The 20,694-nt window shown below is 60.3% G+C and carries 18 protein-coding genes; 14 read left to right on the forward strand and 4 right to left on the reverse strand.

Annotated features, from left to right (window positions below):
• Window positions 1-2 precede the first annotated feature (2 nt).
• Window positions 3-1,448 (reverse strand): alanine/glycine:cation symporter family protein, encoded by a 1,446-nt coding sequence (locus V8689_RS00310; protein ID WP_434520672.1) that lies wholly within the window; start codon window positions 1,446-1,448, stop codon window positions 3-5.
• A 392-nt stretch (window positions 1,449-1,840) separates the two neighbouring features.
• Window positions 1,841-3,265 (reverse strand): aspartate ammonia-lyase, encoded by a 1,425-nt coding sequence (gene aspA / locus V8689_RS00315; protein WP_003195657.1) that lies wholly within the window; start codon window positions 3,263-3,265, stop codon window positions 1,841-1,843.
• A 181-nt stretch (window positions 3,266-3,446) separates the two neighbouring features.
• Between aspA and V8689_RS00320 the strand changes: the two genes are divergently transcribed.
• The 7 genes from V8689_RS00320 to V8689_RS00350 all read left to right on the forward strand — a co-directional run bounded on the left by V8689_RS00320 (window position 3,447) and on the right by V8689_RS00350 (window position 9,106).
• Window positions 3,447-4,367 carry a LysR substrate-binding domain-containing protein gene (locus V8689_RS00320; protein ID WP_003195655.1) on the forward strand — a complete coding sequence of 307 codons (921 nt, stop codon included), beginning with the start codon at window positions 3,447-3,449 and terminating at the stop codon, window positions 4,365-4,367.
• 168 nt (window positions 4,368-4,535) lie between these two features.
• A complete protein-coding gene (locus V8689_RS00325) occupies window positions 4,536-4,916 on the forward strand; it encodes a helix-turn-helix domain-containing protein (RefSeq protein WP_056785131.1) in 381 nt (126 codons plus the stop codon).
• On the forward strand, window positions 4,913-6,217 hold the full coding sequence (locus V8689_RS00330; protein ID WP_081089496.1) for a type II toxin-antitoxin system HipA family toxin: 1,305 nt from the start codon (window positions 4,913-4,915) through the stop codon (window positions 6,215-6,217). Before V8689_RS00325 ends, V8689_RS00330 begins: the two co-directional genes overlap by 4 nt.
• A gap of 335 nt (window positions 6,218-6,552) precedes the next feature.
• Window positions 6,553-7,044, forward strand: a complete 492-nt coding sequence (gene purE, locus V8689_RS00335) for a 5-(carboxyamino)imidazole ribonucleotide mutase (protein ID WP_003195648.1) — start codon at window positions 6,553-6,555, stop codon at window positions 7,042-7,044.
• Between the two features lie 11 nt (window positions 7,045-7,055).
• On the forward strand, window positions 7,056-8,141 hold the full coding sequence (locus V8689_RS00340; RefSeq protein WP_056785125.1) for a 5-(carboxyamino)imidazole ribonucleotide synthase: 1,086 nt from the start codon (window positions 7,056-7,058) through the stop codon (window positions 8,139-8,141).
• Window positions 8,142-8,246: 105 nt separating this feature from the next.
• Entirely contained in the window at window positions 8,247-8,492 is a 246-nt protein-coding gene (locus V8689_RS00345) for a GlsB/YeaQ/YmgE family stress response membrane protein (RefSeq protein ID WP_003195642.1), read from the forward strand.
• 77 nt (window positions 8,493-8,569) lie between these two features.
• A complete protein-coding gene (locus V8689_RS00350) occupies window positions 8,570-9,106 on the forward strand; it encodes a DUF3299 domain-containing protein (RefSeq protein ID WP_003195640.1) in 537 nt (178 codons plus the stop codon).
• 116 nt (window positions 9,107-9,222) lie between these two features.
• Here V8689_RS00350 and V8689_RS00355 read toward each other — a convergent pair whose 3' ends face one another.
• Both V8689_RS00355 and V8689_RS00360 read right to left on the reverse strand, forming a co-directional pair.
• The gene (locus tag V8689_RS00355; RefSeq protein WP_056785121.1) at window positions 9,223-10,122 is read right to left on the reverse strand and encodes a D-hexose-6-phosphate mutarotase; all 900 of its coding nucleotides are present in this window, start codon (window positions 10,120-10,122) and stop codon (window positions 9,223-9,225) included.
• A gap of 58 nt (window positions 10,123-10,180) precedes the next feature.
• Window positions 10,181-10,585, reverse strand: coding sequence for an acyl-CoA thioesterase (locus V8689_RS00360; protein WP_003176975.1), 405 nt, complete (start codon window positions 10,583-10,585; stop codon window positions 10,181-10,183).
• Window positions 10,586-11,145: 560 nt separating this feature from the next.
• Here V8689_RS00360 and V8689_RS00365 point away from each other — a divergent pair.
• The 7 genes from V8689_RS00365 to V8689_RS00395 all read left to right on the forward strand — a co-directional run bounded on the left by V8689_RS00365 (window position 11,146) and on the right by V8689_RS00395 (window position 20,643).
• Window positions 11,146-12,426 carry an MFS transporter gene (locus V8689_RS00365; RefSeq protein ID WP_177343002.1) on the forward strand — a complete coding sequence of 427 codons (1,281 nt, stop codon included), beginning with the start codon at window positions 11,146-11,148 and terminating at the stop codon, window positions 12,424-12,426.
• A 119-nt stretch (window positions 12,427-12,545) separates the two neighbouring features.
• Window positions 12,546-13,532, forward strand: a complete 987-nt coding sequence (locus V8689_RS00370; RefSeq protein ID WP_003195633.1) for a phosphate ABC transporter substrate-binding protein PstS — start codon at window positions 12,546-12,548, stop codon at window positions 13,530-13,532.
• A gap of 484 nt (window positions 13,533-14,016) precedes the next feature.
• Entirely contained in the window at window positions 14,017-16,050 is a 2,034-nt protein-coding gene (locus V8689_RS00375; RefSeq protein WP_177343001.1) for an ABC transporter permease subunit, read from the forward strand.
• 15 nt (window positions 16,051-16,065) lie between these two features.
• Entirely contained in the window at window positions 16,066-17,736 is a 1,671-nt protein-coding gene (pstA, locus tag V8689_RS00380; RefSeq protein WP_003195629.1) for a phosphate ABC transporter permease PstA, read from the forward strand.
• 177 nt (window positions 17,737-17,913) lie between these two features.
• A complete protein-coding gene (gene pstB / locus V8689_RS00385) occupies window positions 17,914-18,747 on the forward strand; it encodes a phosphate ABC transporter ATP-binding protein PstB (protein ID WP_003195626.1) in 834 nt (277 codons plus the stop codon).
• 70 nt (window positions 18,748-18,817) lie between these two features.
• Entirely contained in the window at window positions 18,818-19,579 is a 762-nt protein-coding gene (gene phoU, locus V8689_RS00390; RefSeq protein WP_003195624.1) for a phosphate signaling complex protein PhoU, read from the forward strand.
• 164 nt (window positions 19,580-19,743) lie between these two features.
• Window positions 19,744-20,643: a response regulator gene (locus V8689_RS00395; RefSeq protein WP_014720514.1), complete on the forward strand. Its 900-nt coding sequence runs from the start codon at window positions 19,744-19,746 to the stop codon at window positions 20,641-20,643.
• The last annotated feature ends 51 nt before the right edge of the window (window positions 20,644-20,694 follow it).

Genomic DNA, 20,694 nt, shown 5'->3' on the forward strand with positions numbered 1-20,694 from the left:
GATTAACGTTGCGCTTGAGCGCTCAGTTCCGCTGCCGGGGCCGTTTCGGCTTTCACCGGGTTGGCCGGCCAGGCTTTGCGGTCCAGGTCCAGGTCGGGGAACTGGCTGGAATCGAACACCGGGGTCTTGATACCCGCCGCGCGCTGGTTGTCGTAGTCGTTGAGGATGCGCATGGCAATCTTGAACAGGAACGCCAGGGCGAACAGGTTGACGAACGCGAGCATGGTCATGGTGATGTCGGCGAAGGCGAACACCGTGCTCAGGTTCTCGATGGAGCCCCAAAAAATCAGCACCAGCACCAAGGCGCGATAACCCATCAGCACCTTGCGGTTGTTGCCCACCAGAAAGCGCAGGTTGCTCTCGCCCAGGTAGTAGTTGTACATGATCGAGGTGAACACGAACAACGCCAGGGCCACCGAGATGAACATGCGGCCCCAGTCACCCACTACCGCCGCCAGGGAGTTCTGGGTCAGGGCAATGCCGTCGCCTTCAAAGCCTGGGGTGTAGAAACCGGACAGCAAAATCAGCAACGCCGTGCAGGTGCAGATCACGAAAGTATCGAGGAACACACTGAACGCTTGCACCACGCCTTGGGCGATCGGGTGTTCTACCGAGGCCACTGCCGCCACGTTAGGCGCACTGCCCAGGCCTGCTTCGTTGGCGAACACGCCGCGCTTTACACCCATGATGATCGCGCTGCCCACCAGGCCACCGAAGGCTTGGTCGAGGCCGAAGGCGCTCTTGACGATGGTCGCGAGCATGGCCGGTACGTGGTCGAATTGCAGCACGATCACGTACAGGGTCACGGCGATGTAGACCAGGGTCTTGACCGGCACCAGCAGGTCGGCAATCGAGGCGATACGCTTGATCCCGCCGATGAACACCAGGCCCAGCAACACCGCCAGCGCAAGGCCGGTGTAGGTGGTGTGGAGGCCAAAGGCGTTGTTCAGCGAGTGGGTCACAGCGTGGGCTTGTAGGCCGTTGAAGGCAAAGCCGAAGGTCACCAGCAGCAGGAACGCCATGACCATCCCCAGCCAGCGCTTGTGCAGGCCGTGCTGGATGTAATAGGCCGGGCCGCCACGGTAGGTGCCTTCAGCGTCGGTGCGCTTGTACAACTGGCCGAGGGAGCACTCGATAAAGCTCGAAGACATGCCCACCAGTGCGGTGACCCACATCCAGAACACGGCACCCGGGCCACCCAGGGTCACGGCAATGCCGACACCGGCGATGTTACCGGCCCCCACGCGGCCCGCCAGGCTGAGCATCAGCGCCTGGAACGAGCTGAGTTGGCCGGCGCTGCTCTTGAGGCTGTCTTTAAACACCGAGAACATGTGGAAAAAGTGACGCAATTGAACGAAACGCGAGCGGATCGTGAAATAACCGCCGAGCCCGACTATGAGCACGATCAGTACTTTCCCTGAGAGGAAGTCGTTGATGACTTCGAGCATGGAGTGTTCCTCGCTGATTTTTCTGATGGCAAACGCAGGACGGTCCGACGCATCGCTCGGCACCAGGCAGTGCACGACGCTCGATCCCCATCCTTTTGCGGGTGTTGTTATTCATGCGCTTTCGCGGTGTACCCGGGCCTCGTTACCGACGGCCGCAGACGCGAAGAGGGGCGGCACTATACCTAGGCAAGCGTGATCCGTCTGCACGGGGCGATTAAAGGTTTCAGCGCGGTCGCGGAAGGGGAGGAAGGTTTGCGGTGCGATATTAGATTTTTTATGGGCGTCATGGAGCAACCTCAAGGCAAAAAAAAGGGCCTGAAGAACGAGCCTTCAAGCCCTCAAAAGGTGAGAGGTGTCTAGTCCCTCAGCCTGGTGAGCGGTGCAACAAACGCTTAGGCCTTCAGCGGGACCAAGCGTGGGGCAATCATGTTTTCCGGGCGCAGGATGTCGTCGAGCATGGCATCGTCGAGCAAGCCTTCTTCGCGTACCAGTTCCAGCACGCCGCGCCCGCTTTCAAGCGCGATACGCGCGATGCGGGTGGCGTTTTCATAGCCGATGTATGGGTTCAGCGCGGTGACCAGGCCGATGGAGTGTTCTACCAGTTCGCGGCAGCGGGCTTCGTTGGCGGTGATGCCGACGATGCAGTGCTCGCGCAGCATGTCCATGGCGCGTTGCAGCAGGCGGATCGAGTCGAAGATCTTGAAGGCGATCAGCGGTTCCATCACGTTCAACTGCAGTTGGCCGCCTTCGGCTGCCATGGTCAGGGCCAGGTCGTTACCGATGACCTGGAACGCTACTTGGTTGACCGCTTCCGGGATGACCGGGTTGACCTTGCCGGGCATGATCGAGCTGCCTGGCTGGCGAGCCGGCAGGTTGATCTCGTTGATGCCGGTGCGTGGGCCGCTGGACAGCAAGCGCAGGTCGTTGCAGATCTTCGACAGCTTCACGGCAGTACGCTTGAGCATGCCGGAGAACAGTACGAAAGCGCCCATGTCGGAGGTGGCTTCGATCAGGTCGGCCGCCGGTACCAGCGGCTGGCCGCTGATGGTAGCCAGGCGTTGTACGGCCAGGGCCTGGTAGCGCGGGTCGGCGTTGATGCCGGTACCGATCGCGGTGCCGCCCAGGTTCACTTCGGTCAGCAGCTCTGGCGCCAGGGTTTTCAGGCGGGCCAGGTCTTCACCCAGGGTGGTGGCGAACGCGCGGAATTCCTGGCCGAGGGTCATCGGCACGGCGTCTTGCAATTGGGTGCGGCCCATTTTCAGCACATGGCTGAACTCGGCGCCTTTGGCGGCGAACGCCTGGATCAGGCTGTCGAGGCTGGCCAGCAGCGCGTCATGGCCCAGCAGCAGACCCAGGCGGATCGCGGTCGGGTAGGCGTCGTTGGTCGACTGCGCCATGTTCACGTCGTTGTTGGGGTGCAGGTACTGGTATTCGCCCTTCTGGTGACCCATGGCCTCCAGCGCGATGTTGGCGATGACTTCGTTGGCATTCATGTTGGTTGAAGTGCCAGCGCCGCCTTGAATCATGTCCACCACGAACTCTTCGTGGAAGTCGCCGCGGATCAGACGAGCACAGGCTTCGCTGATGGCAGCGTGCTTGGCTTCGCTGAGCTGGCCCAACTCGCGGTTGGCGTCCGCCGCTGCTTGCTTGACCATTGCCAGACCGACCACCAATTTCGGGTAATGCGAAATCGGAACGCCCGAGAGACGGAAGTTATTCACCGCTCGCAGGGTCTGGATGCCGTAATACGCTTGAGCCGGTACTTCGAGTACGCCAAGCAGGTCTTTTTCGGTACGGAAAGATGCAGCAGAGGACATGACGGAAATCATCTCAATATGGACCCGGAACTGGCCGGAACGCTGCGAATGCTAGGCTTGTAGAACTTTTTGGGCCAATGCTGTTAAACACTGGCCTATGCACAAACGGCATAATGTGGATGTGACCCGGTTATCTTGGCGGGCGTGTGTGCCAAAATGGTGCATTCCGTGGGAGGCAGTGATGAACCTTGAGAGCAAGTGGTTGGAAGACTTCAGCGCCTTGGCAGCGACGCGTAGTTTTTCCCAGGCGGCTGAGCGGCGCTTTGTCACCCAGCCGGCGTTCAGTCGGCGTATCCGCAGCCTGGAAGCCGCGTTGGGGCTTACGCTGGTCAACCGTTCCCGTACGCCGGTAGAACTGACGGCGGCCGGGCAGTTGTTTCTGGTGACGGCGCGCACCGTGGTCGAACAGTTGGGCGAAGTGCTGCGCCATTTGCATCACCTGGAAGGCGGGCAGGGCGAAGTCATGCAAGTGGCGGCCGCCCACTCCCTGGCCTTGGGGTTCTTCCCACGCTGGATCGCACAGTTGCGCAACGAAGGGCTGAACATCGCCACGCGGCTGGTCGCCACTAACGTCGGCGACGCGGTACATGCCCTGCGCGAAGGCGGTTGCGACCTGATGCTGGCGTTCTACGACCCGGACGCGGCGATGCAAATGGACGCCGAAATCTTCCCTTCGCTGCACCTGGGTAACACCGAAATGCTCCCGGTGTGCGCCGCCGATGCCGATGGCAAGCCGCTGTTCGACCTGGAAGGCGAGGGCAGTGTGCCGCTGCTGGCCTACAGCGCCGGCGCGTTCCTGGGCCGCTCGGTGAATTTGCTGCTGCGCCAGCGGGCCCTGCGCTTTACGACCATTTACGAAACCGCCATGGCCGACAGCCTCAAGAGCATGGCGCTCGAAGGCTTGGGTATCGCCTGGGTGCCGCAGTTGAGCGTACGTGCAGAGTTGGCGCGCGGCGAACTGGTGGTATGCGGCGGGCCGCAATGGCATGTGCCCCTGGAGATTCGCTTGTATCGCTGCGCGCTGGTGCGCAAGGCGAATGTGCGGTTGTTGTGGCGCAAGCTGGAAGGTGGGGCCGCGCAAGGAGATCGAGGTCTCGCCTGAGTGAAATTGAGTGGTTTACTGCTCAATAGATCGCTTTTTATCATATTTCGATCATTTTTCTGCCCAAAAAGTATTGTTCAATACGTGATCACTTGCCGGATAAATATTGGCTAGAATACTGATCAAAGGTTTGTGTAAATCCATCTTTTGATCAGGAAACTGCACAAAATGCGAATGACGACGATGAGTGAGCAAGCTATCGCACAAGCGATTGGCTCGCGCGTTGAAGCCTTGAGGGTGAAGAAGAACATCAATCAGGAAACGGTTGCCGAGGAGGCGGGTATTTCCCGCACGACGTTACGGCAGTTGATGGCGGGCAAGGGCACCTTGCTCAATCTGATTGCGGTATTGCGGGTGATCGGGGAACTGGATCGGTTGAGTTCTCTGGTCGAGGAGGTGCGTTCAAGCCCCATCCAGATGGCGAAAATGGCTGGGAAAAAACGTCAGCGCGCCTATACCACCCGCAAAGACTCATCCGAAACCACCTCTGTACCGGGCCAGAAAAAACGCCTTGTGCCCGACGCAGTCAAGAAGGACACCCGTTGGTGATTGCACAGATCTATTTATGGGGTTTATACGTCGGAGCGCTCAATTGGGACGAGACAACCCAGGTGGGCGAGTTCGAGTTTTCACCCGAGTTTGTCTCCACGGGGCTTGAGATCTCGCCCATTCACATGCCCGCCCGCGCCGGGTACACCTACGCATTCACTAACCTGAACCGGGAAACCTATAAGGCGCTTCCGGCGATTTTTGCCGACTCGCTTCCGGATGACTTCGGTAATGCCTTGATCAACGCATGGTTGGCGCAGCAGGGTCGCGACAAGCTTTCGTTCACGCCGGTGGATCGACTCCTCTACCAAGGTAATCGCGGCATGGGCGCGCTGGAATATCGGCCGGCCATGAATACTGAGGCCAATGAGGCCCAAACCATCGAGATCGCGGCGTTGGCCCAGTTGGCAGGGGAGGTACTCTCGGGGCGCCAAAGCCTGGAGGACCGGCTGACATCCAATGACCCTAGCGTCGACGACGCCGCGTTGCAGCGCTTGATCCAGGTGGGCACAAGTGCCGGTGGCGCTCGCCCAAAGGCGATCATTGCCATCAATCGCGAAGGGCATATCAGGTCAGGGCAGGTTCCAGCGCCCAAAGGCTATAGCTACTGGTTGCTCAAGTTCGATGTCGCAAAAAACACCGACGTGCTTGCCGATAGCCAGGGGTTTGGTCGCATTGAATATGCCTACCACCTGATGGCCAGGCAAGCCGGTGTGGTAATGACTGAGTGCCGTCTGCTTGAAGAGGGTGGGCGTGCTCATTTCATGACCAAGCGATTCGACCGCACCGATGACGGCGACAAGATTCACACCGCGACCTTGTGCGCACTGGATCATGCCGACTACAAAAAACCAGGTGAATACTCCTACGCCGAGGCCCTGAACGTGTTCAGGGCGCTGAAACTGGGGCGTCGGGAGGCGGAGCAGTTTTTCAGGCGCATGGTGTTCAACGTGATCGCCCGAAACCAGGACGACCACACCAAGAACATCAGCTTTTTGCTGGACACTGACGGTACCTGGTATTTGTCGCCTGCCTATGACGTTACCTGGTCCTACATGCCTGGAAACTTCTGGGTCGACAGCCATCAGATGAGTATCAACGGTAAGCGCGATAATTTTGTGGTGGCTGACCTGCTCAGTGTGGGCAGCCAGATCAAAGGGCTGAAGGCCAAGCAGATCATCCGCGAGGTGCATGAGGCGGTGATGCAATGGCCTGTGATCGCTGCAAAAGTGGGGGTCTCGTCGGTCATGATCGATGCCATTGCCAAGACCCATCGACTGGACCTTTCGCCTGACTCTTAAGTCAATAAAACCGCCACTTTGCGCCGCTAGACAGATGGTCATCCGAGGGGCTGTTTATCTGGATTATTACGGTATACTGCGCGGCCTTCGGCCGGTCCAACCGGCCGCGTTTCGAGGTCAGAACTCGCCGAGCGAAGATCAGGCAAGGCAAAAACAAGCGAGGAAGCGGAGTTGGCTTTAGCCAATGAGCATTCCGAGTTTGTTTTTAACGCAGCCTGATTGAGCGCAGGCAGTTCTGGCCCGAAACTAATTCGTACAACAAGCCACGCCGGTCTCCCGCGTGGCTTGTTGTTTTTTGACGCGCCTGCGGGCGCCCAGAGAGAAGAGGCACGACGATGAGTGCATTGGTTGGCGTGATCATGGGCTCCAAGTCCGATTGGTCCACCCTTAGCCACACCGCCGATATGCTGGAAAAACTCGGCATTCCGTACGAAGTGAAGGTGGTCTCCGCCCACCGCACCCCGGATTTGCTGTTCCAGTATGCCGATGAAGCAGAATCCCGTGGCATCGAGGTGATCATCGCCGGTGCCGGCGGCGCGGCGCACTTGCCTGGCATGTGTGCGGCCAAGACTCACCTGCCCGTGCTTGGCGTGCCGGTGCAGTCGTCGATGCTCTCGGGCGTGGATTCGCTGTTGTCCATCGTGCAGATGCCCGCCGGCATCCCGGTGGCCACCCTGGCGATCGGCAAGGCCGGCGCGATCAACGCAGCCTTGCTGTCGGCCAGCATCCTGGGCGCCAAGCACCCGCAGTTTCATGCGGTGCTGAAAAAATTCCGTGCTGAGCAGACAGACAGCGTGCTGGACAATCCAGACCCACGCATCGCCTGAGGTTGTTATTGATGAAGATCGGTGTAATCGGTGGCGGCCAACTGGGCCGCATGCTGGCTTTGGCGGGTACGCCGCTGGGGATGAACTTCGCTTTCCTGGACCCGGCGCCGGACGCCTGCGCTGCGGCCCTGGGTGAACACCTGCGCGCTGACTACAGCGACCCGGACCACCTGCGCCAACTGGCCGATGAAGTCGACCTGGTGACCTTCGAATTCGAAAGCGTCCCGGCTGAAACCGTGGCCTTCCTGTCGCAGTTCGTGCCGGTGTACCCAAGCGCCGAAGCCTTGCGCATCGCTCGCGACCGCTGGTTCGAAAAGAGCATGTTCAAGGACCTGGGCATTCCGACACCCGCTTTCGCCGATATCCAGTCCCAGGCCGACCTGGACGCCGCAGTCGCCAGCATCGGCCTGCCGGCGGTGTTGAAAACCCGCACCCTGGGTTACGACGGCAAGGGCCAGAAAGTTCTGCGCACCGCCGCCGATGTGGTCGGTACCTTTGCCGAGCTGGGCAGCGTCGCCTGCCTGCTGGAAGGCTTTGTGCCGTTCACCGGTGAAGTCTCGCTGATTGCCGTACGCGCCCGTGATGGCGAAACACGCTTTTACCCGTTGGTGCACAACACCCACGTCAACGGCATCCTGAAAGTGTCGGTAGCCAGCACTGACCACCCGCTGCAGGCCCTGGCCGAAGATTATTCCAGCCGCGTCCTTAAGCAACTGGATTATGTCGGCGTGATGACGTTCGAGTTCTTTGAAGTCGACGGTGGCCTGAAGGCCAACGAAATCGCCCCGCGTGTGCACAACTCCGGGCACTGGACCACCGAGGGCGCCGAGTGCAGCCAGTTCGAAAACCACCTGCGGGCGGTGGCGGGCTTGCCGTTGGGCTCCACGGCCAAGATCGGCGAGAGCGCCATGCTCAACTTCATCGGTTCTGTGCCGCCGGTAGAGCGCGTGATGGCGATCGACGATTGCCACGTGCATCACTACGGCAAGGCCTTCAAGGCCGGGCGCAAGGTCGGCCACGCCAACCTGCGTTGCAAGGACCGTGCGACGTTGCAGGCGCAGATCCTCAAGGTTGAAGCGCTGATCGCCGAACAATAAGCCTGGCCCTGGCGGGAACCATTGGGGTTCTGCGTCTCTCTGATTGCAGGATGCCAAAGCCTGACTAGGCTTTGGCATGACTCATACCAATCAGAGGGAAATGCCATGGGTATCATCGGAACCATCTTTATCGGCTTGATCGTCGGCCTCCTGGCGCGCTTCCTCAAGCCTGGCGACGACAGCATGGGCTGGATCATGACCATCCTGCTGGGTATCGCCGGTTCCCTGGCCGCGACCTACGGCGGTCAGGCCCTGGGGATCTACCAGGCAGGCCAGGGCGCAGGCTTCATCGGCGCGCTGGTAGGTGCCATCGTGTTGCTGGTGATCTACGGCCTGGTCAAAAAGAAGTAATCAGCCGACAAAGTCCTCTGCGCTGCGCAGGCGCAGAGGGCTAGAATGCTCGGCACTTGTATTTGCCGAGCCTCTCCATGCGCCGTCTTCTGTTAACGCTCCTTCTGCTGGGCTCTGGCCTGGCGCACGCTGGCGAACTGCCGGAAACCGACTGGCTCGACCTGATGCCGCTGTCGGATCAGAAAGCCCTCGAGGCTATGCCCGAGATCGACCACAACTCCCCCGAAGCCCAAGGCACCTTCACCGAGAAGGGTGGCTTGAAGCAGAGCAAGGGCCTGCCTGCGGTGATGTATTCCACCAAGACCGTAGCGGCCATGAACGGCAAAAATATCCGCATTGGTGGCTATCCGGTTCCGCTTGAAACGGACGCCAAGGGCCGCAGCACGTTGTTCTTCCTGGTGCCTTACCCGGGCGCCTGCATACACGTGCCACCACCGCCGCCTAATCAACTGGTGCTGGTGCGCTATCCCAAGGGGTTGAAGCTGGATGATATCTACACGCCGCTATGGGTCACGGGCACGTTGAAGGTGGAGAAGGTCAATAACGACTTGGCGGATGCCGCGTATGCGCTGGAGGCGGGGAAGGTGCGGGTAGTAAAGGAATCTGATCTCTAACTGGCGCTACCAATCTCTGTGGGAGCTGGCTTGCCTGCGATGCAGACGACTCGGTGTGTCAGTTGCACTGAGGCGATGCTATCGCAGGCAAGCCAGCTCCCACATTTTGACCGGGTTTACAAAGTGATATTGGTGATACGAACGCCCAAGGTGTGGCTTTCGCCGGGCGCCAGGTTCACCACATCATCCAGCACATTCGCTGTCTCGATGCACAACATACCCTGCCAGCCGTCATCGGCCATATCGTCGAAGGCCTTGGCGCGTTCGGTCCAGGGGTTCCAGACCACGGTGGATTTGGAGCCTTCGCTGGTGAGCTGGATACGGCGCTGCCAGTCGCTATCAACGATATTCAGCTGTGCCGGCGTATTCAGGTAAATGCGGTCTGTCTCGCCGGTAAACTGCAGCAGCCCGGCTTGCTGCTTCTCGGCCCACCCATCGGCGGTATCGATATAATCCACGCCATCCAGGCCCTCGACCTGCACCTTGCGCACATCGCTCACGGCGAAGTAGGTGTGCAGGGCCTGGCTGAGGGTCACGGTGTCGGTGCCACGGTTTTGACTGGTCAGGCGGATATGCAGGTGATCGTCCAGCAGCAGGCTCAGCGTCAGGTCTACCTGATGGGGCCAGCCTGGAAAGCCGCCCGCCGGCACCGGCAATACCAGGTCCACTCGCAGCGTCTGGCCGTCGAGTTCGGTGGTGGTCAGCTCCCAACGCGCGGTGCGCACAAAACCGTGGGCGCCGGCAGGCTGATCGCTCTGGCGCATGGCTTTGACGCTTTGCGGGTTGCGGTCGAACACCCCGAACCACGGCCAACACACCGGTACGCCGGTACGAATGCCTTTGCCCTGCTTGTACACGGCCTCAGGGTTCGGCCAGATCAGCGGCTGTTCGCCCTCGCGCTGGTAACTGAAGATATGCGCACCCTGTTGGGCCACCATCAACTCGGCACCGTTGTGGCGGATGCGCCAGCAGTCCAGCTCGTCGATTTTTACCGTCTCAACGTGGGGCGTAGGCATGACAAAGCTCTCTTAGTGGCAGGCAATGGGGCAATTGACCGTTAAAACCCAGCGAGGTTTAACGCGCCCGTGACGGTACCGAGCGCGTGCGGCCGCTGCCATCGATGGCGACGAACACAAATACGGCTTCGGTCACCTTGCGCCATTCGCTGGACAACGGATCGTCGCTCCACACTTCGACCATCATCTGGATCGAGCTGCGGCCGATTTCCAGGGCCTGGGTATAGAAGGAAAGCTGCGCGCCCACGGCCACCGGCACCAGGAACGCCATGCGATCAATGGCCACGGTGGCCACGCGCCCACCGGCGACCTTGCTGGCCATTGCCGTGCCGGCCAGGTCCATCTGCGCGACCAGCCAGCCGCCGAAGATATCGCCAAAGCCGTTGGTTTCACGCGGAAGCGCGGTGATTTGCAGGGCGAGATCGCCTTGCGGGATAGGATCTTCTTGTTCGAGTTCGATCATGCCGGGGGTGCCTCTGACCCGTGACTCTTGGACTATGTAATCGGTGAATAGCCGTCTTGGAAAAACGATTCAGCCCCGAACATACTACGTTCGTCACGTTTTTCGAAAGGCGCCTTGAGGGAAACTCTGCGAAATCGGCTGGCCGGTGCCAACGACGGTTTCGCGCAACTTCCACGCAATAGACAGGTGCAGGGCTGGGAGTATATCGGTCGATAGCCTGCGCGACGACCATCTGCTCCTGATTTTGTGCATCTATATAGAGGTGTTTCCAGGCGTCAAAAAATTGGCCAAAACAGTCATCCAACTTGAGGGGTTTGACCATTGTTTCTTTTTAGCGCTGGCCGTCAGTATCTGATGGCGTTTTCGGCCCCCATAATAATTCGGAAAGGGAATAAGTCGCTTCGTAAGTGGGGATGCTTGCGAGGTGGCGCTGATGCGGCGCAAGGGTTTGGACTGTGCTTTTCCGGGCAATTTGCTATCGTGCCGGACCTGCCAGGCGCAAACCCACGCTGTTGCGGATTCCTGATCTGACTAATAAGAGAAGCCTTGCCATGACCACAGTGCCTTCAAGCATTGCGCCGCCCGCACGACCGCTTAACCGCAACGACTACAAAACCCTGTCGCTGTCTGCCCTGGGTGGGGCGCTGGAGTTCTACGACTTCATCATTTTCGTGTTTTTCGCCACCGTGGTCGGGAAACTGTTCTTCCCTGTCGACATGCCCGAATGGCTGCGCATGATGCAGACCTTCGGCATCTTCGCGGCCGGCTACCTGGCGCGCCCTCTGGGCGGCATCATCATGGCGCACTTCGGTGACCTGCTGGGCCGCAAGAAGATGTTCACCCTGAGCATCTTCATGATGGCCGTGCCGACCCTGATCATGGGCCTGCTGCCCACCTACGCGCAGATCGGCCTGTGGGCACCGGTCCTGTTGCTGCTGATGCGCATCATCCAGGGCGCGGCGATTGGCGGCGAAGTACCGGGCGCTTGGGTGTTCGTCTCCGAGCACGTCCCGCCGCGCCACATCGGCTACGCCTGCGGCACCCTGACGAGTGGCCTCACCGCCGGTATTCTGCTGGGCTCGCTGGTAGCCACCGCCATTAATACGGCCTATACGCCGGAGCAGGTCTCCGATTACGCCTGGCGGATCCCGTTCCTGCTCGGCGGCGTATTCGGCTTGCTGTCGGTGTACCTGCGTCGCTGGCTGCATGAAACCCCGATCTTCGCCGAGATGCAGCAACGCAAGAGCCTGGCCGCTGAGCTGCCGTTGCGCGCCGTGTTGCGCGATCACCGTGGCGCCATTGTGTTGTCGATGCTGCTGACCTGGCTGCTGTCGGCTGGCGTGGTGGTGGTGATCCTGATGACCCCGACCGTGCTGCAAACCATCTACCACTTCAGCCCTACGGTTGCGCTGCAAGCCAACAGCCTGGCCATCGTAACCCTGAGCCTGGGTTGCATCGCCTCGGGTGCGCTGGCCGACCGTTTTGGCGCCGGCCGCGTGCTGGTTACCGGTTGCGCACTGCTGCTGGCGACTTCCTGGACGCTGTATCACAGCCTGATGGCCCACCCGGACTGGCTGTTCCCGTTGTATGCGTTGACTGGCCTGTTTGTCGGCACCATCGGTGTGGTGCCCTACGTGATGGTCAAAGCCTTCCCGCCGGTGGTGCGCTTCAGCGGTCTGTCGTTCTCCTACAACGTTGCTTATGCCGTGTTCGGCGGGTTGACGCCATTGGCGGTGTCGCTGCTAATGAAGGAGAGCCCGATGGGCCCGGCTTACTACGTGGCTGTCCTGTGTGTGATGGGGATGCTGGTGGGCGGGTATCTGTGGAAACGCGGCCGCTGAAGCCTGCACATTCAGATAGTGGCCTTTCATCTAATTGTCATATTCCAGACATAGAGTGTTCACACGGCCTGCCGATACTTGGCCCCGATCCAATTATCCCTATCTGCTAGGAGCAAGGCATGAAACTGAAACGTTTGATGGCGGCAATGACTTTTGTCGCTGCTGGCGTTGCGACCGCCAACGCGGTGGCCGCTGGTGTTGATCCGGCAATCCCGGCTTACGTCAAGACCACTGGTGTGTCGGGCAACCTGTCCAGCGTCGGTTCCGATACCCTGGCTAACCTGATGACCCTGTGGGCTGAGGGTTACAAAAAGGAATACCCGAACGTCAACATCCAGATTCAAGCTGCCGGCTCTGCCACTGCGCCACCTGCGTTGACTGAAGGCACCTCCAACCTGGGCCCGATGAGCCGCAAGATGAAGGACACCGAACTGGCAGCCTTCGAGCAGAAGTACGGCTACAAGCCAACCGCTATCCCGGTTGCCGTGGATGCCCTGGCAGTATTTGTGCACAAGGACAACCCGATCCAGCACCTGACCATGGAACAGGTCGACGCCATCTTCTCCTCGACGCGTCTGTGCGGCGCCAAAGCCGATGTGAAAACCTGGGGCGACCTGGGCGTGACCGGCGACCTGGCCAACAAGCCAGTGCAACTGTTCGGGCGTAACTCGGTATCCGGCACCTACGGCTACTTCAAGGAAGAAGCCCTGTGCAAAGGCGACTACAAGCCAAACGTGAACGAACAACCGGGCTCGGCTTCGGTCGTGCAGTCGATCAGCTCCTCGCTGAACGGCATCGGTTACTCGGGTATCGGCTACAAGACCGCCAGCGTGAAGACTGTGCCACTGGCCAAGAAAGGCAGCACTGACTACATCGAAGACTCCGAAGAAAACGCCCTGAACGGCAAGTATCCGCTGTCGCGTTTCCTCTACGTGTACGTCAACAAAGCCCCGAACAAGCCACTGGCGCCGCTGGAAGCTGAGTTCGTGAAGCTGGTGCTGTCCAAGCAGGGCCAGGAAGTGGTGGTCAAAGACGGCTACATCCCACTGCCAGCCAAAGTCGCCGCCAAGGCCCTGGCTGACCTGGGTCTGAAAGAAGGCAACTAAGTAGCTGGGCTGGGTAAAACCAGCCTTTCTGTAGGAGCGAGCTTGCTCGCGAAAGACGATAGAACACCGCGTTTATTCAGAAACGGCGCGTTATCGTTAACGATCTTCGCGAGCAAGCTCGCTCCTACAGAAACTCCTAATTTTTTATCCGCTGCCAGCCCTGCTTCGCGGCGGATTTGTTGCGTCACTGCACTGTCATCTTTCTGTCATACAGGATCGCTAGGGTGTGCGCATGAATGATCTGGCCAATTCCACCATGACGACGACTTCCCCTCCCAAGCGCATTGATTTCAATACGCCTGAGCTGCAACGCAAGCGCCGCATCCGCGCGCTCAAGGATCGCTTCACCCGTTGGTATGTGCTGGTCGGCGGCCTCGCCGTGCTGGCTGCCATTACCCTGATCTTCTTCTTCCTCGCCTACGTGGTCGCGCCGCTGTTCCAGGGCGCCTCGTTGACCAAGGAAGACGCGTTGACGCCGGCCTGGATGCAAGACGCCGGCAAGCCGTTGATGATCTCCCTCGAAGAACAGAACCAGGTCGCCATGCGGGTTTCCGACACGGGCCAGGCGCTGTTCTTCGCCGTGGACACCGGTGCCGAGCTCAAGCGTGTCGACCTGCCGCTCCCGGCCGGTACCAGCGTTGCTTCCATTGGTGAAGACCAGCCGGGCAGCCCGCTGGTGATCCTCGGCTTGTCCAATGGCCAGTCTTTGGTGTTCCGCCACACCTATAAGGTGTCGTACCCGGACGGCAAGAAGACCATCACCCCGGCGATCGAATACCCCTACGGCGAAACGCCGATCGTGCTGGATGACGCCGGACGCGCGCTGGAACACGTCGCGCTCAATGCCACCGACACCTCCCTGGTGGTGGCCGGTTCCGCTGGTTCGCATTTGAATGTGCTGACCCTGAGCCGCGAAGAAAACATGATGACCGGCGAAGTCACCAGCGAGCAGAAGCGTGTCGAGCTGCCGCAGATGACCGAGCCGGTGAAGGCGATCTTCATCGACCCACGCCAGCAGTGGCTGTACGTGATCAACGGCCGTGCCCTGGCCGACGTTTTCAGCCTGCGCGACAAAAGCCTCAACGGTCGCTACAAACTGCTGGAAGACGCCGACACCGAAATCACCGCCAGCACCCAGTTGGTTGGCGGCATCTCGCTGATCCTGGGTAACTCCAAAGGCGGCCTGGCCCAGTGGTTCATGGCCCGCGACCCGGATGGCGAACAGCGCCTGAAGCAGATCCGCACCTTCCAGATGGGCACTGCGCCCATCGTCGAAATCAGCGCTGAAGAGCGCCGCAAAGGCTTCACGGCCCTGGATGCTGCTGGCCAGTTCGGCGTGTTCCACAGCACCGCCCACCGCACTTTGCTGGTGGACCCGGTGGTCGACGGCCAGGGCCTGTTCGGCATGTCGCCACGGGCCAACCGTGTGATCGTCGAGGCGGGCGGCAAGCTGCAACCGTTGTTGCTCGATAACCCGCACCCGGAAGTGTCGTGGAGCGCGTTGTGGAGCAAGGTCTGGTACGAAAACTACGACGAACCTAAATACGTCTGGCAGTCCACGGCCGCCAACACTGATTTTGAACCCAAGATGAGCCTGGCCCCGCTGACCTTCGGTACCTTGAAGGCCGCGTTCTACGCCATGCTGCTGGCGGCGCCACTGGCGGTTGCCGCAGCGATCTACACCGCTTACTTCATGGCACCGAGCCTGCGCCGCAAGGTCAAGCCGGTGATCGAGCTGATGGAAGCCATGCCGACGGTGATCCTCGGTTTCTTCGCCGGCCTGTTCCTGGCGCCTTATGTGGAAGGGCACCTGCCGGGCATTTTCAGCCTGTTGATGCTGTTGCCGATTGGCATTCTGGTCGCCGGTTTTGTTTTCAGCCGCTTGCCTGAGTCGATCCGTCTACGCGTTCCCGATGGCTGGGAAAGCGCGATCCTGATCCCGGTGATCCTGTTCGTGGGCTGGCTCTCGCTGTACATGAGCCCGTACCTGGAAACCTGGTTCTTCGGCGGTGACATGCGCATGTGGATCTCCCACGATCTGGGCATTACCTACGACCAGCGCAACGCGTTGGTGGTCGGCCTGGCCATGGGTTTTGCGGTGATCCCGAACATCTACTCCATCGCCGAAGACGCCGTGTTCAGCGTGCCGCGCGGCCTGACCCTGGGCTCCCTGGCCTTGGGCGCCACGCCGTGGCAGACCATGACCCGCGTGGTCATCCTCACTGCCAGCCCGGGCATCTTCTCGGCGCTGATGATCGGCATGGGCCGCGCCGTTGGCGAGACCATGATCGTACTGATGGCAACCGGTAACACCCCGGTGATGGAGATGAACCTGTTCGAGGGCCTGCGCACCCTGGCGGCCAACGTTGCGGTGGAGATGCCCGAGTCGGAAGTGGGCGGCAGTCATTACCGCGTGCTGTTCCTCTCGGCGCTGGTGCTGCTGTTGTTCACCTTCATCATGAACACCCTCGCCGAGCTGATTCGTCAGCGTCTGCGCAAGAAATACTCGTCGCTTTAAGAAAGGTAGAAGTCTGTGAAACAGAACTCCCTGAATGGATGGTTCAAGAGCGGCGCCCCCGGCGTCTGGATCAGCGGTGGCGCGGTGTCCATCGCGGTCATCATGACCATTGGTTTGCTGGCTGTGATTGCGGTGCGGGGCCTGGGCCATTTCTGGCCGGCCGACCTGATCCAGGCCAACTATAACGTGCCAGGCCAGGCCAACCACATCGTGATCGGCGAAGTGGTGCAGAAAGAAGAAGTGCCGCGTGAGCGCCTGAAAAGCGCGGGCCTGCCGGTGCCGGACCAAGGCCCGGAATTCATGACCCGTGAGCTGATCAAGGTCGGCAACCGCGACCTGAACGGCAACGACTTCACCTGGATCGTCGGCGAGTGGCTGAAGGACCAGACCAAGCCTGCGAACCTGATGGCCATCGAGCGTCGTGAGTGGGGCAACTTCTACGGCACCCTGGTCAACGTCAAGCAGGACGGCAAGGTCATCGCTGAAGGCGAAGCTGCGTGGCCAGAACTGCAGGCGCGTGTCGAGCGTGTGAACAAGCTCGCCGCTCAGCTCAAGACCTTGGAAAAATCCGATATTGGCGCGATCAACGCAGGCCTGGAGCGCATCCGCTTGCACGGTCGCAAACTGGAACTGGAAGGCAAGCTCGACGCAGCCGCCCAGGCCGACATGGACGCCGACCGCGCCGAGCTGAACGCCCGCTATCAGGACATCGAAGCGCGTCTGGCCGACCTGCACGCACAGTTCAACCGCGACGCCCTCACTGCGCGTGACGGCAACGGCAAGGAAGTGGAAATCGGCATCGGCAAAGTGGTGCACGCCTACCAGCCGAACGCCATGGGCACCATGACCAAGATCGGCTTCTACTTCAGCAAGGTCTGGGAATTCTTAAGCGATGACCCACGGGAAGCCAACACCGAAGGCGGGATCTTCCCGGCCATCTTCGGCACCGTGATGATGACCCTGATCATGGCAATGATCGTGACCCCGTTTGGCGTACTGGCCGCGGTGTACCTGCGTGAGTACGCCAAGCAGAACACTTTGACCCGCATCATCCGCATCGCTGTGAACAACCTGGCCGGTGTACCGGCCATCGTCTACGGCGTGTTCGGCCTGGGCTTCTTCGTGTATGTATTGGGGGGCTCGGTCGACCGTCTGTTCTTCGCTGAAGCCCTGCCGGCGCCGACCTTCGGCACGCCGGGGCTGCTCTGGGCCTCGCTGACCCTGGCGCTGCTGGCGGTGCCGGTGGTGATCGTGGCCACTGAAGAAGGCTTGGCGCGCATTCCCCGCACCGTGCGTGAAGGCTCCTTGGCACTTGGCGCGACCAAGGCGGAAACGCTGTGGAAGATCGTGCTGCCGATGGCCAGCCCGGCGATGATGACCGGCATGATCCTCGCCGTGGCGCGTGCCGCCGGTGAGGTGGCCCCCCTGATGCTGGTGGGTGTAGTGAAGCTGGCGCCGTCGCTGCCGCTGGACGGTAACTATCCGTACCTGCACCTGGACCAGAAGATCATGCACCTGGGCTTCCATATTTATGACGTCGGCTTCCAGAGCCCCAACGTCGAAGCCGCACGGCCACTGGTGTACGCCACCGCCTTGCTGCTGGTACTGGTGATCGCCACGCTCAACCTGTCGGCGGTGTGGATTCGTAACCACCTGCGCGAAAAATACAAAGCGCTGGACAGCTGATGCGATCCAATGTGGGAGCTGGCTTGCCTGCGATGGCATCGCCGCGGTTTTACTGCAATACCGCGCCGCTCGCATCGCAGGCAAGCCAGCTCCCACAGGGCTCGGCGTCAGGCACAGAATTTGAGTAAGCCGCCCCGGCGGTTCAACGAAATGAATTGGTAGCACAGGGAGCATCCCATGCAACACGAAACCCAATCCCACGGCATCAACATGTCTGCCCTGGGTCGCGACAAGCAGAGCCTGAGCCTGGCCCAGGAAACCGTGGCCATCGAAGTCCCTGGCCTGAGCCTGTACTACGGCGACAAGCAGGCGCTGTTCGATGTCAGCATGAACATCCCCAAGCAACGCGTGACCGCCTTCATCGGCCCGTCGGGCTGCGGCAAGTCCACGTTGTTGCGTACCTTCAACCGCATGAATGACCTGGTGGACGGTTGCCGTGTAGAAGGTGCAATCAACCTCTACGGCACCAATATCTACCGCAAGGGCGAAGACGTGGCCGAGCTGCGTCGCCGCGTGGGCATGGTGTTCCAGAAGCCCAACCCGTTCCCCAAGACCATCTACGAAAACGTGGTCTATGGCCTGCGTATCCAGGGCATCAACAAGAAACGCATCCTCGACGAAGCGGTTGAATGGGCGCTCAAGGGCGCGGCATTGTGGGACGAGGTCAAGGACCGCCTGCACGAATCGGCACTCGGCTTGTCCGGCGGCCAGCAGCAGCGTCTGGTGATCGCCCGTACCATCGCCGTAGAGCCGGAAGTGTTGCTGCTCGACGAACCGTGCTCGGCCCTCGACCCGATCTCTACCCTGAAAGTCGAAGAGCTGATCTACGAGCTCAAGTCCAAGTTCACCATCGTCATCGTGACCCACAACATGCAACAGGCGGCGCGGGTTTCCGACTACACCGCGTTCATGTACATGGGCAAGCTGGTGGAGTTCGGCGATACCGATACCCTGTTCACCAATCCGGCGAAGAAGCAGACCGAAGACTACATCACCGGTCGCTACGGCTAGGAAGCTGTGGTTCTGATTGCACTGACGCTGCGGTTCTCCGCACCTTACCGGACGCTCCAAGGACGCCAACATGATTAGCAAAGAAGGCCTTACCCACCACATCTCCGCGCAGTTCAATGCCGAGCTTGAGGAAGTGCGCAGCCACCTCCTGGCGATGGGCGGGCTGGTGGAGAAGCAAGTCAACGATGCGGTCACCGCGCTGATCGAGGCCGACTCGGGCCTGGCCCAGCAGGTGCGCGAGATTGACGAGCAGATCAACCAGATGGAACGCAATATCGACGAAGAGTGCCTGCGCATTCTTGCCCGCCGCCAGCCGGCGGCCTCGGACCTGCGTTTGATCATCAGCATTTCCAAGTCGGTGATCGACCTGGAGCGCATCGGTGACGAAGCCACCAAGATTGCCCGCCGTGCCATCCAGCTGTGCGAAGAGGGTGAAGCCCCTCGTGGCTACGTGGAAGTGCGCCATATCGGTGATCAGGTGCGCAACATGGTGCGTGATGCCCTCGACGCCTTCGCCCGCTTTGACGCCGAACTGGCGTTGTCGGTGGCCCAGTACGACAAGATCATCGACCGCGAATACAAGACCGCGCTGCGCGAGCTGGCCACTTACATGATGGAAGATCCGCGCTCGATCTCGCGGGTCTTGAACATCATTTGGGTGCTGCGTTCCCTGGAGCGTATCGGCGACCATGCGCGCAATATCTCGGAATTGGTGATTTATCTGGTGCGCGGCACCGACGTGCGGCACATGGGCCTCAAGCGCATGAAGGCCGAAGTTGAAGGCACTGCTGATCTAATCCCTAATGTTTCGGGCGAATCTGACGATAAGTAAGGTTGCCCGAGAAATTAACGCCCGGCCTCTGGCCGGGCGTTTTCGTTTGTGGCATCTGAATTTTTTGCACAGCAGGCGCCATAAAGTCCTTCTGTGACCCGCGAGTTTTGGCAAAATGCCATCAGTCAGGCGTTTTGCAGACGTTTTTATAGGATGAAGGGTCGATGAGTAAAGTCAGTGTGTTGGTGGTGGATGACGCCTCGTTTATTCGCGACCTGGTGAAGAAGTGCCTGCGCAATTACTTCCCCGGAATCAAGATCGAAGATGCGGTGAACGGCAAAAAGGCGCAATCCATCCTGATGCGCGAAACCTTCGACCTGGTGCTGTGTGACTGGGAAATGCCGGAAATGTCCGGCATTGAGCTGTTGACCTGGTGCCGCGAGCAGGCGCACCTGAAGGCCATGCCGTTCGTGATGGTGACTAGCCGTGGCGACAAGGAAAACGTGGTGCAGGCGATTCAGGCGGGCGTTTCCGGCTACGTGAGCAAGCCGTTCACCAACGAGCAGTTGCTGAACAAGGTCAAACAGGCCCTGCACAAGATCGGTCGCCTCGATGCGCTGATTGCCAGCGCGCCGACCAAGATGAACTCAGCCTTCGGCAACGACTCCCTGAGCGCCCTGACCGGCGGCAAACCCGAAGCGGTCAAGCCGGCGCCGGTGGCGGCGCCCAGCAAAGGTCTGCTCAACACCCCGCCAGTCAAGGCCCCCGCAGCAGCGGCGCCGGCTGGCAGTCGCGGTCAGGGCCAGTTGCGCCTCGCAAGCGGCACCCAGCAATGCGTGATCAAGGCCCTGAGCATCAAGGAGGCGTTGCTGGTGGTGAAGCGTGGCGAGGTCCTGCCTCAGGTGCTGGAAAGCGCCGTGCTCGACCTTGAGCAGGGCGACAACGCGGAAGTCGCACGGCTTAACGGCTACCTGCACGCCATCGTCGCCTACGAGCCCAAGCCCGACAGCGACTGGTTGCAACTGACCTTCCGCTTTATCGACCAGGATGCGCAGAAGCTGGACTACATTTCCCGCCTGATCGCCCGTGGCACGGCGCAGAAGCATTTCGTGCCGGGTGCGTAAAGCGCTGCCCCCTGTAGGAGCGAGCTTGCTCGCGAAAAACGTCAACGATAA

The sequence above is a fragment of the Pseudomonas sp. AK181 genome (assembly GCF_051122975.1).
GTDB lineage: Bacteria > Pseudomonadota > Gammaproteobacteria > Pseudomonadales > Pseudomonadaceae > Aquipseudomonas > Aquipseudomonas lactis.